Source organism: Enterobacteriaceae endosymbiont of Donacia thalassina (assembly GCF_012568245.1).
Lineage (GTDB): Bacteria > Pseudomonadota > Gammaproteobacteria > Enterobacterales > Enterobacteriaceae.
This window is the reverse complement of the sequence record NZ_CP046188.1, coordinates 192624-208652: the sequence shown is the minus strand read 5'-3', so window position 1 is coordinate 208652 and position 16029 is coordinate 192624. Positions and strand designations below refer to the sequence as shown.

The 16029-nt window shown below is 20.0% G+C and carries 13 protein-coding genes and 2 tRNA genes; 9 read left to right on the top strand and 6 right to left on the bottom strand.

From position 1 onward, the window contains the following. The first annotated feature begins 22 nt into the window (after positions 1–22). Complete coding sequence (locus GJU02_RS00995; RefSeq protein ID WP_168919237.1) at positions 23–1462, top strand: amino acid permease; 1440 nt, start codon at positions 23–25, stop codon at positions 1460–1462. 163 nt (positions 1463–1625) lie between these two features. Here GJU02_RS00995 and corA read toward each other — a convergent pair whose 3' ends face one another. The 4 genes from corA to rpiA form a co-directional block, all read right to left on the bottom strand. Then, positions 1626–2582 carry a magnesium/cobalt transporter CorA gene (gene corA, locus GJU02_RS00990; protein ID WP_168919236.1) on the bottom strand — a complete coding sequence of 319 codons (957 nt, stop codon included), beginning with the start codon at positions 2580–2582 and terminating at the stop codon, positions 1626–1628. A 92-nt stretch (positions 2583–2674) separates the two neighbouring features. Next, the gene (locus GJU02_RS00985) at positions 2675–4855 is read right to left on the bottom strand and encodes a UvrD-helicase domain-containing protein (RefSeq protein ID WP_168919235.1); all 2181 of its coding nucleotides are present in this window, start codon (positions 4853–4855) and stop codon (positions 2675–2677) included. 32 nt (positions 4856–4887) lie between these two features. After that, positions 4888–5712, bottom strand: a complete 825-nt coding sequence (gene dapF, locus GJU02_RS00980) for a diaminopimelate epimerase (protein ID WP_168919460.1) — start codon at positions 5710–5712, stop codon at positions 4888–4890. A 63-nt stretch (positions 5713–5775) separates the two neighbouring features. Beyond that, positions 5776–6441 carry a ribose-5-phosphate isomerase RpiA gene (rpiA, locus tag GJU02_RS00975; protein ID WP_168919234.1) on the bottom strand — a complete coding sequence of 222 codons (666 nt, stop codon included), beginning with the start codon at positions 6439–6441 and terminating at the stop codon, positions 5776–5778. Positions 6442–6665: 224 nt separating this feature from the next. Between rpiA and GJU02_RS00970 the strand changes: the two genes are divergently transcribed. The 4 genes from GJU02_RS00970 to lysS all read left to right on the top strand — a co-directional run bounded on the left by GJU02_RS00970 (position 6666) and on the right by lysS (position 11000). Beyond that, a complete protein-coding gene (locus GJU02_RS00970) occupies positions 6666–8120 on the top strand; it encodes a Do family serine endopeptidase (RefSeq protein WP_168919233.1) in 1455 nt (484 codons plus the stop codon). Positions 8121–8182: 62 nt separating this feature from the next. Continuing rightward, positions 8183–8255: transfer RNA gene (locus GJU02_RS00965), tRNA-Ile, on the top strand. Between the two features lie 128 nt (positions 8256–8383). Then, a protein-coding gene (gene prfB, locus GJU02_RS00960) for a peptide chain release factor 2 (RefSeq protein WP_246208774.1) occupies positions 8384–9482 on the top strand; the annotation gives its coding sequence in 2 pieces (ribosomal slippage) (positions 8384–8458 and positions 8460–9482; 1098 coding nt in all). An 18-nt stretch (positions 9483–9500) separates the two neighbouring features. Beyond that, positions 9501–11000 (top strand): lysine--tRNA ligase, encoded by a 1500-nt coding sequence (lysS, locus tag GJU02_RS00955; RefSeq protein WP_168919231.1) that lies wholly within the window; start codon positions 9501–9503, stop codon positions 10998–11000. Here the strand turns inward: lysS and tpiA are convergent. Beyond that, a complete protein-coding gene (tpiA, locus tag GJU02_RS00950; RefSeq protein ID WP_168919230.1) occupies positions 10997–11767 on the bottom strand; it encodes a triose-phosphate isomerase in 771 nt (256 codons plus the stop codon). The genes lysS and tpiA overlap by 4 nt on opposite strands. A gap of 25 nt (positions 11768–11792) precedes the next feature. Beyond that, positions 11793–12545 (bottom strand): FAD-binding oxidoreductase, encoded by a 753-nt coding sequence (locus GJU02_RS00945; protein ID WP_168919229.1) that lies wholly within the window; start codon positions 12543–12545, stop codon positions 11793–11795. Positions 12546–12814: 269 nt separating this feature from the next. Here GJU02_RS00945 and GJU02_RS00940 point away from each other — a divergent pair. The 4 genes from GJU02_RS00940 to GJU02_RS00925 all read left to right on the top strand — a co-directional run bounded on the left by GJU02_RS00940 (position 12815) and on the right by GJU02_RS00925 (position 16001). After that, positions 12815–12887, top strand: a tRNA-Trp gene (locus GJU02_RS00940). Between the two features lie 243 nt (positions 12888–13130). Then, positions 13131–14792, top strand: coding sequence for an acetolactate synthase 2 catalytic subunit (ilvG, locus tag GJU02_RS00935; RefSeq protein WP_168919228.1), 1662 nt, complete (start codon positions 13131–13133; stop codon positions 14790–14792). Then, positions 14793–15026 carry an acetolactate synthase 2 small subunit gene (gene ilvM / locus GJU02_RS00930; protein WP_168919227.1) on the top strand — a complete coding sequence of 78 codons (234 nt, stop codon included), beginning with the start codon at positions 14793–14795 and terminating at the stop codon, positions 15024–15026. Positions 15027–15071: 45 nt separating this feature from the next. Further along, positions 15072–16001, top strand: coding sequence for a branched-chain amino acid transaminase (locus tag GJU02_RS00925; RefSeq protein ID WP_168919226.1), 930 nt, complete (start codon positions 15072–15074; stop codon positions 15999–16001). The last annotated feature ends 28 nt before the right edge of the window (positions 16002–16029 follow it).

Below are 16029 nucleotides of genomic sequence, written 5' to 3'. Positions count from 1 at the left end.
ATAGTTTAAATTAGGAAGAACAATGAATAAAAAAAAAAGGAACATTATAATAAATAATGAAAAAAAAAATCAATTACAAAAAATTGAATATAATAAAGTTATGAGTAGTCGTCAAATACAAATGATTGCTATAGGTGGGACAATAGGTTCTGGATTATTTTTAGGTTCAAGTAATCGTTTAAAAATTATAGGTCCTTTATTAATTATTATTTATTTAATATGTGGTTTTTTTTGTTTTTTTATAATGAGAGCATTAGGCGAATTAATTTCATATAGACCTTCTAGTGGAAGCTTTATTTCATATTCTAGAGAATTTTTAGGAATAAAAGCGGGATATTTTTCTGGTTGGATATATTTTATGAATTGGGTTATGACTGGGATTGTAGATATTACAGCAATTTCATTATATATGCGTTATTGGTATTTATTTAATCACATTCCCCAATGGTTATTTTCATTAATTACTATATTTATTATAGGAATAATCAATATTATTGGAGTAAAATGGTTTGCTGAGATAGAATTTTGGTTATCTTTTATTAAAGTATTATCAATAATAATTTTTATTATTATAGGTATATTTTTGTTATTTAATAAATATATTTTTCATTTTCATTATTTTTTAAAAAAACCAATTATATTGGCACATAATTTTTTTAATAAAAATGGTAAATATAATATTTTTCCTCATGGGATGTGGCAGTCAATATTATTGACTCAAGGAGTTATATTTTCTTTTGCTTCTATAGAATTAATTGGTATAACTTCAGAAGAATGTAAAAATCCTAAAATAATTTTACCAAAAGTTATTAATAGTGTTTTTTGGAGAATTATGTTTTTATATATAGGTTCTATATCTTTATTAATATTATTATTACCATTATCTTTATATAAGAGATATGAAAGCCCTTTTGTAACTTTTTTACATATTTTAGGTATACCTTATATTAATAATATTATGAATTTTATAATTATTACTGCAGCACTTTCAAGTTTAAATTCAGGATTATATTCAGTGGGTAGAATTTTACGTTCTATGGCTTTAGATGGGGTAGCACCTAAAATATTGGGATATATGAATAAAAATAAAGTACCTTATACTAGTATAATATCAACACTTTTTATTTATATTATTGGAATATATATAAATTATCTTTTTCCTAATAAGATTTTTGAAATTTTTTTAAATTTAGCATCTTTATTTGTTATAATTTCATGGATTTTTATTTTAATCTGTCAGATACAATTAAGAAAAGCAATAAATCAAGGAAAAATTAAAAAAATTGATTATAAAATGCCGGGAGCACCTTTTACTACATGGTTAACTTTAACATTTCTTTTTTTTATGTGTATATTAATTTTTTTAAATTATCCTGATGGGACATATGCAACAGTTTATGTTTTACCAATTATATTTATAATATTATATTTAGGATGGTTAAATATTAGAAAAAATTTTTAGAATCTTTTATTATTACATAGGCAAACTAATTATATAATAATTAATTTACCTTTTGTTGGTTAATCTTTTTATATAATATGTTAATTAATATTTTATTATAAATTTATTAATTATTTATAATAAAATATTATATAGATTTTAAAATAAAAATCTTTTTTACATATTATAACCATTTTTTTCTTTTAAAATAAAAATAAGGAGCTAAAGCAGAAATTAACATTATAATAATAGCATAAATATAACCATATTTCCATTTTAATTCTGGTAAAAAAGAAAAATTCATACCATAGTTAGAAGCAACTAAAGTAGGAGGTAAAAAAATAACAGATACTAATGAAAAAATTTTAATAATTCTATTTTGTTCTATATTAATAAAACCCATTGCAGCTTGTACTAAAAAATTAACTTTTTGAAATAATGATTCATTATGAGGTAAAAGTGACTCAATATCTCTTGAGATTTCTCTTGCTTGTTCTATTTGAATTTTCGGTAATCTAGTTTTTCTCATTAGAAAATTTACTGCTCTTTGTGTATCCATTAAACATAATCTTACTTTCCAACCGATATCTTCTAATTCCGCTAAAGTAGAAAGAGCATTATCAAATTGATCATTTTTATGTCCTTTCATAATAATACAACTTAATAATTCTAAATCACTATATATATTTTCTATTTCATCGGCTAATTGTTCAATTTTAGTATCTAATATATCTAATAATAATTCATAAGGATTACCATATGTCATAGTATTATTATTATGCATACGTATTCTATATAAACGAAAAGCAGATAATTCTTTTTCTCTTAAAGTATATAATCTATTATTTTTGATTGTAAATGCAACAGTAGTTGTACCTACATATTCATTTTTATTTCTATAAAAAAAGAAGGAATGGATATGTAATCCTTCTTTATTCTCAAAAAACCTTGCTGATGCTTCTATATCTTCTAATTCTGGTCTAGTAGCTAAATTTTGTCCCAATAAATTATAAACTTTTTTTCTTTCATTATCTTCTGGTTTTATTAAATCAATCCAAATTGCATCTAAAAGATTATTATAATTATTATTTAATTTTAGATAAATTAAATGTTTATTATATATTTTATAAGCAGTTAACATAATAACTCCTAATTAGGATATTATTTAAATTAATATTTAAAAAAAATTATATATTTTTTTAAAATTATAATTTTATTTCATAAATATATTTTTTATATATAAGATTTTATATAATTAGACATTATCCATTTTATTATTGCATTTTTAAATTTAATTTGTAATTTTATATTATTTTTAATAATTTCTATGTTTAGAATAATTCCTTTACCAAATATTGCATGATAAACAATTTGTCCTATAAAATATTTTTCTTTATTTAAAGAATTATTTTGTTTAAAACAAATACTTTTTTCTTTTAAAAAATTAACTTTTTTCACACAATTTTCTGGTAATTCATTAATAAATCTTGATGGTATTGAATTAATTTCTTTACCATATAAGTAACGTTTTTTTGTATAAGTTAATGTTAATTTTTTTTTTGCTCTAGTAATACCTACATATGCTAAACGTCTTTCTTCATTTATATTTTTATTAGTAAAAGAAATTTTATTAGGGAAAATACCTTCTTCCATACCTATAATAAATACTTCAGAAAATTCTAATCCTTTAGATGCATGTATAGTCATCATTTGTATATAATTATTAGTTTCTTGATTTATGTTATTTAAATCATTATTATCTGTTAATAATGATGTTTGTGAAAGAAAATCTATTAATAGATTATTTTTAATATTTTCATTTTTTAATGAAATTTTTGTAAAATAATTTGCGGCATTAATTAATTCTTTTAAATTATTTATTTTAGAAAAATTTTTTTCAGCCAAACTACTTTTATTATACATTTCCCATAAACCAGAATTTATTATAGTTTCTTTAATAATTATTGATAACTTTTTATTTTTTATATTATTTTTTAAAAATTTAATTAAAATAATAAATTTTTTTAATGAATTAAATGACATGGTATTTAAATATTGATTATTTTCTAAAAGAAAAATACTAGATTTCCATAATGTTAAAAAATATTTTTTAGAAATATATTTTATTACATTTAATGTATTATCTCCAATTCCTCTTTTAGGTGTATTTATGATTCTTTCAAAAGAATTATCATCATTATAATTAGAAATTAATCTTAAATAAGATAAAGTATCTTTTATTTCTTGACGTTCAAAAAAACGTATTCCACCATATATCTTATAAGGAATACAAAATTTTAACATAATTTCTTCTAAAATACGGGATTGAGAATTATTTCTATAAAGAATTGCACAATTATTTAATTTTATATTTTTTTTGATAAAATTATGATATATATATTTTGCAATATACCTTGCTTCATCAAATTCATTTAATGCAGAATATATATAAATAAGTCTTCCATTATTTTTATGAGTCCATAATTTTTTTTTTAATCGAATATTATTATGAGAAATTAATTTATTTGCAGCTTCCAAAATATTTGAAGTAGAACGATAATTTTGTTCTAGTAAAATAGTTTTCACTTTATCAAAATCTTTTAAAAAACGATGCATGTTTTTAACTTGCGCACCTCTCCATCCATAGATTGACTGATCATCATCACCTACAAGTACAATTTTAGTATTATAAAATTTATTATATAGTAAAGATATAAATCTATATTGTAGATCATTTGTATCTTGAAATTCATCTATTAAAATATTTTGAAATCTTTTTTGATATATTTGTAATATATTAGGTTTATGTAAAAATAATTTATATAAACATAATATTAATTCATTAAAATCAATTACTTCTGTAATTTTACAATAATTTTGATATTCATCATAAATTTTAGATAAATCTATATTGTATAAATTATTTTCATAAAAATAATTTTCTTTTTTATCAAAAAAATTATTTTTAAAATTGTTTATATGTTTTAAAATATTATTTATTGAATAATTTTTATTTTGTAAAGATAATCTTTTTAAGATTCTTTTAATTAAAATTTTCTGATCAGAATTATCTATAATTTGAAAATTTTTTGTTAATCCTGCTTCTAAATAATGAATTCTTAATATATAATAAGCAAAACTATGGAATGTACCTATCCAAATATCATTCTGATAATTTTTAATTAATGATATAATTCTAGTTTTTAATTCTAGTGCTGCTTTATTTGTAAAAGTAACAGCTAAAATAGATTTAGGAGAACAATTTTCTTTATAAATTAACCATGCTATTCTACGAATTAATACGAGTGTTTTCCCACTACCGGCACCAGCTAATATTAATAAATTTTTTCTTATTTCAGATACAACTTCTTTTTGTTTACTATTTAAATTTTTTAATAAATCAAGATTTTTCATTTACTGAAATGCCATTTTTAAAATAGAATTTATTATAATATTATTTCACCATCATAAACATAATTAGCATTACCTTTCATAAATAAATTATTATTACTACCTTTCCAAGATATAATGATGATACCTCCTGTAAGATGCACATATACTTTTTTAGATAAAAAATTTTTTTTTATCCCTATTGCTGCAGCTGCACAAGCTCCTGATCCACAGGCATTAGTTTCTCCTACTCCTCGTTCAAATACTCTTAATTTAATATTATTCCTATTTAAATATTGCATAAAACCTACATTAATTTTTTGAGGGAATAATTTATTTTTTTCAAAAAAAGAACCTATCAATGATACTGGAGTATTTAATAAGTCTTGTACTTGAATAACACAATGTGGATTTCCTAATGAAACAACATTAAAATAAATATATTTTTTTTGAAAAAAAATTCTGTAAGTATTTTTAATATTATTAGTTATAAATGGAATATCTTTTGGGTTAAATAAAGGTACACCCATATTTACAGAAAAAATATTATCATTTAATATTTTTATATATATTAAACGATTCTTTGTACTTACACATATTTCATTTTTAATAGTTAATTTTTTTGTTTTTAAATATAAAGCAAGACAACGTGCACCATTACCACATTGTTCTACTTCATTACCATTAGAATTAAAAATTCTATAATGAAAATCACTACATTTATTTAATGATAATTCTAGTAATAATAGTTGATCAAATCCTATTCCTAAATATCTATTTGATAATTTTTTTATTATTTCTTTTTTTAAAGAAAATTTTTTTTTTATATTATTTATAATAACAAAATCATTTCCTAATGCATGCATTTTAGTAAATTTTATTTTCATATAATATATTACAAATTTTAGAAAATTAAATGTAAAAAATTTATTTTTTGAAAAAATTTAACTTTTTTTATGTATTACAGAAACTGTATTATTACTTTTTCCTATAATAACTATATCAGCACATCTTTGTGTAAATAAACCTACCGTTATAACTCCAGGAATATTATTTATATATTTTTCTATTTTGATAGGATTATATAAATTTAATTTATATACATCTAATATTATATTCCCATGTTCTGTAATTGTATTTATACGTGGTTTAGCAATAGCACCTATATATAATAATTTTTTAATAATAAATTTTTTTGCCAAAGGAATAATTTCTATAGGTACTGGATGTAATCCTAAATTTTTTACATATTTAGATTCATCAATAATACAAATAAATATATCTGCTATACTAGATATAATTTTTTCATTTGTTAATGCTGCCCCACCCCCTTTTATCATTTGCATTTTATAATTAATTTCATCAGCACTATCAAAATATATACCAATTTTTTCTATTTTATTAACTTTATAAATATTAAAATTATATTTTTTTAATTTATTTGTAGATATTTTTGATGCTGATACTAAACCTTTAATATTTTTCTTTTTAGCAAATAAAATATCAATAAAATGAGATATTGTTGTTCCTGATCCAATTCCAATAATACTATTATCTTTAATATATTTTATTGCAGTTTTAACTGCAATATCTTTTAATTTATTAACCATATATATTTATATCTTTATATAAGATAAATTTTATATTATATTAAGTATAATAATTTGTAAAAATTTTTATATTTTAATTAATTAAAAATTTTTACAAAAAATTTTTTTATAAATATTTAATTAAAAAAAATATTTATAATAATTATATAAAATTATTTATTTAATAATGTATTAGATAAATTTATATAAACTTTATTCTATAAATTTTATTATGAGATTTTTTTATGAAAAAATGCAAAATATTTTTTTATACATTTTTTTTTATTACTATGTTAGTACTAACACATAATAATGTTAATGCTAAACTATTACCATTTTATTTAACAAAAAAAAATAATAATAAATCTTTACCAAGTTTATCAAAAATATTATCAAAAGTTACTCCTGCAGTTGTTACTATTAATGTACAAGGAAGTACTTTTGTATCACAATTTCGATTACCTCCTAAAATACAAGAATATTTAAATGATCATTTTTCATTATGTAAAATAGGATCACCATATGAAAATACTCCTATTTGTGGAAATAATAATAATGTTCTTGAACAAAAATTTCATTCAATTGGATCTGGTGTTATCATAAATCCTAAAAAAGGGATGATTATTACTAATAATCATGTTATTGATCATGCTAATTATATTTCAGTTGAATTAAATAATGGTAAAACTTATGAAGCTAAAATTATAGGACAAGATCCACAAATGGATATAGCTTTAATTCAAATTAAAGATAAAACAGCAAATTTAAAAAGTCTTAAAATAGCTAATTCTGATAATTTAAAAGTAGGTGATTATACCCTAGCTATAGGTAATCCATACGGGTTAGGTGAGACTGTTACATCAGGTATTATTTCTGCACTAGGACGTACAGGACTTAATATTGAAAATTTTGAAAATTTTATACAAACAGATGCAGCAATTAATCGTGGTAGTTCTGGAGGAGCATTAGTTAATTTAAATGGAGATTTAATCGGAATAAATACTGCTATTTTAACTCCTAATGAGGGTAATATTGGGATTGGTTTTGCTATACCCAGCAACACTGTTATAAGTTTAGTTAATCAATTTATTAAATTTGGTAAAGTTAAAAGAGGTTCTCTAGGAATTTATGGAGTAGAACTTACTCCTCAATTAGCTAAAATCATGAATATCTCTAATATTAGTAAAGGTATTTTTATACGTGATATTATATCATCCAAAAATAATAAATTACAACCTGGGGATATTATTATTACATTAAATGGTAAACAAATTGATAATTATGCTTTATTAAAAGCAAGAATAAGCATTTTTATGCAAGGTACAATTATTAAATTAGGAATTATAAGAAAAGGTGTTTTTAAAAGTATAAAAATAAAATTAAATGATTATTGTAATGATAATTCTCTTGAAAAAAATATGATGTATTATGGAATAGAAGGAGGATATTTAAGTAATATTGATTTAAAAAGTAAAAATATATTTTTTAAAAAAGGTAAAAATACTGCTGTTAAAATTATAAAAGTAATTCCTAATTCTCCTGCAGCAATAATAGGCTTAAAAAAAGATGATGTAATATTATCAATTAATAGAAAACGTATGACTAGTATAAAAAGTGTAAAGAAAATACTAGATAAACATCCAATATTAATACTCTTATATATTTTAAGAGGAACAAAAAAATTATATTTAATGAATTAAAAAAAAATATAAATTTTATTGAAAAAAATTTTAAAATATAACATACTGTTTAAGAAATTAATGGCCCTTTAGCTCAGCGGTTAGAGCAAACGACTCATAATCGTTAGGTCGTTGGTTCAAATCCAACAAGGGCCAGTTTTTAACTAAAAAATATTTTTTTTTATTTATGTTAATTTTATTAACAATTAAATTTAATATAAATAAAATGTTTTTTATATTAAATTTAATTTAAATTTTTTTTAATCAAAAAAATTAGGAAAAATATGTTAGAAATTAACTTAATAAAAAATAAATTAAAAGAAATAAAAAAAAAAAATATTTTTATTAGGGGGTTTCTTTAATTATTCAAAATATAAAAAAAAATTATTAATTATAAAAAATAAACTTAAAAATCCTATTTTTTGGAATAATTTTCGTTATATAAATATTCTAAATAAAAAAAAAATAAATATAGAAAATTTATTATTATCTTTAGATAATATTAATCAAGAAATTATTGATATTTATGAATTAATTAATTTAGCTATTGATACTAATGATAAAATAATATTAAAAGAATCAATAAAAATATTATTTAATATACAAAATAAAATAAATATTTTAGAATTTAAAAAAATTTTTGTTCAAAAAAATGATAAAAAAAACTGTTTTATTGATATACAATCTGGTTCAGGAGGTATTGAATCTCAAGATTGGGCAAAAATAATTATGAATATGTATTTAAAATGGGCAGAAAAAAAAAATTTTCAAGTTTTGATAATAAATAAATCTCCAGGAGAAATTATAGGAATTAAATCATCAACATTACATATTATAGGTGATTATGCTTATGGTTGGTTACGTACAGAAAATGGTATTCATCGTTTAGTTAGAAAAAGTCCTTTTAGTTCTTCTGGGCGAAGACATACATCTTTTGTTTCAACTTTTATATATCCAGAAATTAAAGAAAATATGAATATATCTATTAATTCTGATGATTTACGTATTGATGTATATAGAGCATCTGGTTCAGGAGGACAACATATAAATCGTACTGAATCTGCTGTACGTATTACACATATTCCTACTGGATTAGTTACACAATGTCAAAATAATAGGTCACAACATAAAAATAAAAGTCAAGCAATGAAACAAATAAAATTTAAATTATATGAATTACAAAATAAATTAAAACAAAAGATACAAAAAAATATAGAAAAAAAAAAATTTAATATTAGCTGGGGATATCAAATACGTTCTTATATATTAGATAATTCAAGAATTAAAGATATAAGAACAGGTATAGAAAGTAATGACATACAATCTGTACTTAATGGTAATCTAGATAAATTTATTCAAGCTAGTCTAAAATTAGGTTTATAAATATAGGATTATTTTATTATGTCCGAAAATAAAAAAAATATTAATAATAATGAAATAAAATTTCGACATAAAAAATTAGCAGAATTAAGAGAAAATAATAATATAACTTTTCCTAATAATTTTAAAATTAATATTTCATTAAATGAAATATATGAAAAATATAATTACGAAACTAATTTTTTAAATAAAAAAATATTTCATATTGCAGGTAGAATAGTAAATTTAAGAATTATGGGAAAAGCATCTTTTATCAATATTCAAGATTATACAAGAAAAATACAAATTTATATATCTCAAAATGGAGTTTCTTTAAAAGAATATAAAAAATTTTTAGATACATATGATCTTGGAGATATTATAGGTGTAGTTGGTTATATTTTTAAAACAAAAACAAATATTTTGTCTATTTTTTGTCAAAAAATTTTTTTATTAACAAAATCAATTAGACCATTACCAGATAAATATCATGGTTTACAAAATAAAGAAATAAAATATAGAAAAAGATATTTAGATTTAATTGTTAATAAAAAAACACGTTATATTTTTCAAAAAAGAACTCAAATTATATTTAATATTCGTAATTTTATGAATAAACAAGGTTTTATAGAAGTAGAAACCCCTATGATACATAATATCCCCGGAGGGGCTTTAGCTAGACCATTTGTAACATATCATAATACTTATAATAAAAATATGTATTTACGTATTGCTCCAGAACTTTATTTAAAACGTCTTATAATTGGAGGTTTTAATAAAATTTTTGAAATTAATAAAAATTTTAGAAATGAGGGGATCTCAACACAACATAATCCTGAATTTACTATGATGGAATTATATATAACATATTCTGATTATAAAGATTTAATGATTCTATTTGAAAAATTATTTAAAAAAATATATAAAATAATATTTAAAAATTATTTATTAAAATATAATAATTATACTTTTGATTTAAATAAAAAATTTAATAAATTAACAATGAAAGAATCTATTATATATTTTTATCCTAATTTTTCTTTAGAAAATTTAGAAGATAATAAAGAATTAATACAAATTGCTAATTTGTTAAATGTTGAAATAAATAAAAATTGGAGTAAAGGTAAAATTATTTCTGAAATTTTTGAAGAAAAAATTACAAAAAAAATTATAGAACCTACATTTATTACAGAATATCCTATTGAAATTTCTCCATTATCCAGGAATAATGATATAAATACATCCATAACTGATAGATTTGAATTTTTTATTTGTGGAATGGAAATAGCAAATGGTTTTTCTGAACTTAATGATCCTGAAGAACAAAAAAAAAGATTTAAAGAACAACAAAATATAAAAAATATAGATAATAATAAAAATATTTATGAAAATTTTTATGATCAAGAATATATAGATGCATTAGAACATGGACTTCCTCCTACTGCAGGATTAGGTATAGGTATAGATAGATTAATTATGTTATTTACTAATACAAAATCAATTAGAGATGTAATTTTATTTCCAATGTTAAGATCTATTTAATTAACTAAATATTTTTTTGTTTTTTTAATTAAAGATATAAATTTCTCTGCTTCTAAAGAAGCTTTCCCTATTAAAAAACCATTAATAATATTTTTTTTAAAGAAAATATCTATATTAGAATTATTAACAGAACCACCATATATAAAATATATGTTTTCTACTATTTTAGTATTTAAAGATATTAAATAATTTTTAATAAATAATACAATTTTTTGTATCTCATCTATATTGGCATTTTTGCCTGATCCAATTGCCCAAACAGGTTCATAAGCTATAATAATTTTATTTAAAATATCAATATTATTATTTTCTATAATATCATTAATTTGTTTAATAACAATTTTTTCTGCTTGATTATTTTTTTTTTGTTCTTCTGTTTCTCCTAAACATAAAATTGGAATTAATCCATATTTTTTAATTAAAAAAAATTTTTTTGAAACAAAATTATTATTTTCATTATGAAATAATCTTCTTTCTGAATGTCCAATTATAACATATTTTACTCCAACATCTTTTAACATTTTAATTGATATTTCACCTGTAAAAGATCCTTTTATATGAATATCAACATTTTGTGCAGTTAAAGATATAGATGTTTTTTTTAATAAATTATTTATATAATTTAAATATACATAAGGAGGTGCTATAGATAAATTACAAAAATATAAAGAATTATTTATTTTTTCTTTAATCAAATTAATATTTTTATCTATAAAATTAAAATTACCATTTAATTTCCAATTAGCAATAATTAAAAATTTTTTCATTTTTTTCTCTTTGTAATTAATTATATTACCAATATTTTTCAAATGTTATATTACCATTTTTATTTCTTAAATTTTGAGATAAATTTCTATTTTTTTCTAAAAAATTTCGTGTTTGTTTAATCATTTTTGGATTACCACATAACATTACATGACTGTTTTCAGTATTAATTTTTATGCCAATTTTTTTTTCTAATTTTTTATTTTTTAATAAATCAGGAATATAACCATATAAAATATTTTCATTTATATTAATTTTTCTAGTTAAAACAATTTGAATGATTAATTTATTAAAATAATTTTGTTTTATTTTTTTTAATAAATTTAAATAACTAAAATCTTTTATATATCTAACAGAATGAACTAAAATTATTTTTGAAAATTTTTTAAAACATATACCATCTTGTAATATTGAAAGATAAGGTCCTATACCTGTTCCTGTTGAAAACATCCATAAATTTTCACAAGATTTAATATTATTTAAAATAAAAATACCTGATGAATTTTTAGAAATAAAAATTTTATCATTAATTTTTAAATTATATAAATATGGACTTAATTGACCTTTTCTAATATTAGAAATATAAAATTCATAATTCTGATTTTTAGGAGAATTAATAAAAGAATATGCTCTTTTTATTTTTTTACCATTAATTTCTATAGCTAATTTTGTAAATTGACCTGCAAAAAAATTATTAATTTTTGCATTTAAAATAATACTAAATAAATCTTTTGTCCAATATTTTATGTTTTTTATTTTACCTATACTCCATTCTGTCATATTTTATCCCTTTTGTTAAAAAATAATATTTTTACAAAATATAATTTTTTTTAAAAAATTACAAATTATAATTTATAATATATTTTTTATAAAAAATTAACAAATAAAAAAATTTTTATTATAAAATATTTTATATTTATATTTTTTTTTAAAAATTATTAATTAAATTAATATATTTAAAATAAATATTTATATATATTTTTATTGAATCAATTATATTAATAAATTATAATATGTGTATTAAAATCTATTCTTAATATATAAAAATAAGGGGTGTAGTTTAATTGGTAGAATATTGGTCTCCAAAACCAATGGTTGGGGGTTCAAATCCCTCCACCCCTGTTTAAATTAATACTTATATTTTTTAAATATATAAAATTTTAAAAAATTTAATAAATTTATAGTAAAAATAATAATATAAATATATATTCATATATATTTAATATATTAAAATTAATAATTATATAATTTTTAAAAATTTTAATAACATATCAAATAAAATAAAACCATATTTTTTTTAAAATCTTAAAAATTTAAATAAATTGAATTATGCATATTATTTTATAAAATTAAAGAGGTTTAAGTATGAATGGAGCACAATGTATAATTCAAGAATTAAAAAAACAAAATGTTAAAACAGTATTTGGATATCCTGGCGGAGCTATTATGCCTCTTTATGATGCATTATATGACGGAGATATAGATCATGTTTTATGCCGACATGAACAAGGAGCCGCTATAGCAGCAATTGGATATGCTAGAGCTACTGGAAAAGCAGGAGTATGTATTGCTACCTCAGGTCCTGGAGCTACTAATTTAATAACAGGTATTGCAGATGCAATGGTAGATTCAGTTCCTCTTATTGCAATTACTGGACAAGTATCTCTCCCATTAATTGGTACTGATGCTTTTCAAGAAATAGATATTATAGGAATGTCTTTATCATGTACTAAACATAGTTTTTTAATAACTTCACCATTAGAATTATCTTCTATTATAGAAAAAGCTTTTTTTATAGCATTATCAGATAGACCAGGTCCTGTATTAATAGATATACCAAAAGATATACAATTATCTAATTTACCAAAAAAAATAAAATTAAAAAAAAGAACATTTTTTTTTGTAGAAAAAAAAAAATATTCCAAAAAAAAAATCAAAAAAGCTAATTTTTTGTTAAAAAAATCTAATATGCCTATATTATATATAGGAGGAGGAGTTAATATAGGTAATGCAGTTAATACATTAAGAAAGTTTGTTAATAATTCTAAAATACCTACTGTTGTAACTCTGAAAGGATTAGGTACTATTGATAGTAAAAATCCTTATTATTTAGGTATGTTAGGTATGCATGGAAATAAGGCAGCTAATTATACTGTTCAAAAATGTGATTTGTTAATAGCTGTTGGGGCTAGGTTTGATGATAGAGTAACAGGTAATATAAAAAAATTTGCTCCATATGCTAATATTATTCATATGGATATAGACCCAGCTGAAATTAACAAAATTTGCCAAGTAAATGTAGAATTATTAGGTAATTTAAATTATTTAATTCCCTTATTAGCAATTCCTCAAAATATTTTAAAATGGCAAAATTATATAAAAAAAATAAAAAAAAAATATACTCATAAATATAATTTTTTTACAAAAAAAAAAAAAATTTATGCTCCTTTTTTACTTAAAAAATTATCAGATATTAAAAATAAGAATACAATTATTACTACTGATGTAGGACAACATCAAATGTGGACTGCACAACATATAACTTTTTCTAATCCTAAAAATTTTATTACTTCTAGTGGATTAGGAACAATGGGTTTTGGATTACCAGCTGCTATTGGTGCACAAATTGCAAAACCTAATAATAATGTTATATGTATTTCAGGTGATGGTTCTTTTATAATGAATATCCAAGAATTAAGTACAATTAAAAGAAAAAATTTACCTATAAAAATTATATTATTAGATAATAAAAGATTAGGTATGGTACGACAATGGCAACAACTCTTTTTTCAAAAAAGATATAGTGAAACTACTTTATATGATAATCCAGATTTTATAAAATTAGCAAAATCGTTTGGAATATCAGGTCATAGTATTAGTTATACTAATCAAATTAATACAAGTTTAAAAAAAATATTTTCTATAAACAAACCTTATATATTACATGTTTTAATTAATGAATATGATAATGTTTGGCCATTAGTTCCACCTGGATATAGTAATGATAATATGATGGAGAAAAATTAAATGAATAAATATCAATTATTTATTAAAACAAATATTAGTCCTGAAATTAGTGAAAGAATAATAAGGATTATTCGTCATAGAGGATTTTTAATTAAAACAATAAATATTAATGTAATAAATAAATTAAAAAATATTAATTTTAGATTAATATTAAGAAGTTATAAATCTATAAATTTTCTAATTAAACAAATCAGGAAATTAATAGATGTACTAGATATTATAATAATATCATAAATTTTATGATAACATTATTATTACTTAAAATAAGGAAATATAATAATGTCTATAAAAAAAGCAGATTTTATTTGGTTAAACGGTAATATTATAAAATGGGAAGATGCTAAAATTAGTGTTATGACTCATGCATTACATTATGGAACATCTGTTTTTGAAGGCATTAGATGTTATAAATCACATAAAGGACCAGCTATTTTTCGTCATAAAGATCATATTAATCGTTTATATAATTCTGCTAAAATTTATCGTTTTCCATTAAAATTTACTATACAAGAAATAATGAATGCTATTCATATTATAATAAATATTAATAAATTAGATGAAGCTTATATTAGAATTTTAGTATTTATAGGAGATGTAGGTTTAGGTATTAATCCACCTAAAAATTATTATACAGACATAATGATTAGTGCATTTCCATGGAAAGATTATCTTGGTAATAATGCAAAAAAAAATGGTATTAATACAATGATATCTTCATGGAATAGAATAAAACCTAATACTATACCTAGTTTAGCAAAAGCAGGAGGTAATTATTTATCTTCTTTATTAATTGGAAGTGAAGCACGTAGAAATGGATATGATGAAGGAATTGCTTTAGATAGTTTTGGTTTTGTTTCAGAGGGAGCTGGTGAAAATATTTTTCAAATTAAAAATAATATTTTATTTACTCCCCCACTAAATTCATCAATCCTCCCAGGAATTACTAGAGATTCAGTTTTAAAAATAGCTAAAAATCTTAATTTAAAAATAAAAGAATGTTTAATTTTAAGAGAATCTTTATATTTATCTGATGAAATATTTTTAACAGGAACAGCAGCTGAAATTACTCCTGTATGTAGTGTAGATAATATATTAATTAATAATGGAAAAAGAGGAAGAGTTACAAAAAATATACAAAAAGAATTTTTATATTTATTTGAAGGGAAAATAAAAGATAAATGGAATTGGTTAGATTATATTAAAAAATAATTATTTTATAAATTTTTTTAAAAAAGAA

Excerpts from the sequence above, each read along its gene's own strand:
- GJU02_RS00995 (WP_168919237.1), top strand. The coding sequence starts at position 23 with ATGAATAAAAAAAAAAGGAACATTATAATAAATAATGAAAAAAAAAAT.
- lysS (WP_168919231.1), top strand. The coding sequence starts at position 9,501 with ATGTCCGAAAATAAAAAAAATATTAATAATAATGAAATAAAATTTCGA.
- GJU02_RS00970 (WP_168919233.1), top strand. The coding sequence starts at position 6,666 with ATGAAAAAATGCAAAATATTTTTTTATACATTTTTTTTTATTACTATG.
- GJU02_RS00985 (WP_168919235.1), bottom strand. The coding sequence starts at position 4,855 with ATGAAAAATCTTGATTTATTAAAAAATTTAAATAGTAAACAAAAAGAA.
- rpiA (WP_168919234.1), bottom strand. The coding sequence starts at position 6,441 with ATGGTTAATAAATTAAAAGATATTGCAGTTAAAACTGCAATAAAATAT.
- tpiA (WP_168919230.1), bottom strand. The coding sequence starts at position 11,767 with ATGAAAAAATTTTTAATTATTGCTAATTGGAAATTAAATGGTAATTTT.
- corA (WP_168919236.1), bottom strand. The coding sequence starts at position 2,582 with ATGTTAACTGCTTATAAAATATATAATAAACATTTAATTTATCTAAAA.
- ilvG (WP_168919228.1), top strand. The coding sequence starts at position 13,131 with ATGAATGGAGCACAATGTATAATTCAAGAATTAAAAAAACAAAATGTT.
- GJU02_RS00925 (WP_168919226.1), top strand. The coding sequence starts at position 15,072 with ATGTCTATAAAAAAAGCAGATTTTATTTGGTTAAACGGTAATATTATA.
- ilvM (WP_168919227.1), top strand. The coding sequence starts at position 14,793 with ATGAATAAATATCAATTATTTATTAAAACAAATATTAGTCCTGAAATT.
- GJU02_RS00945 (WP_168919229.1), bottom strand. The coding sequence starts at position 12,545 with ATGACAGAATGGAGTATAGGTAAAATAAAAAACATAAAATATTGGACA.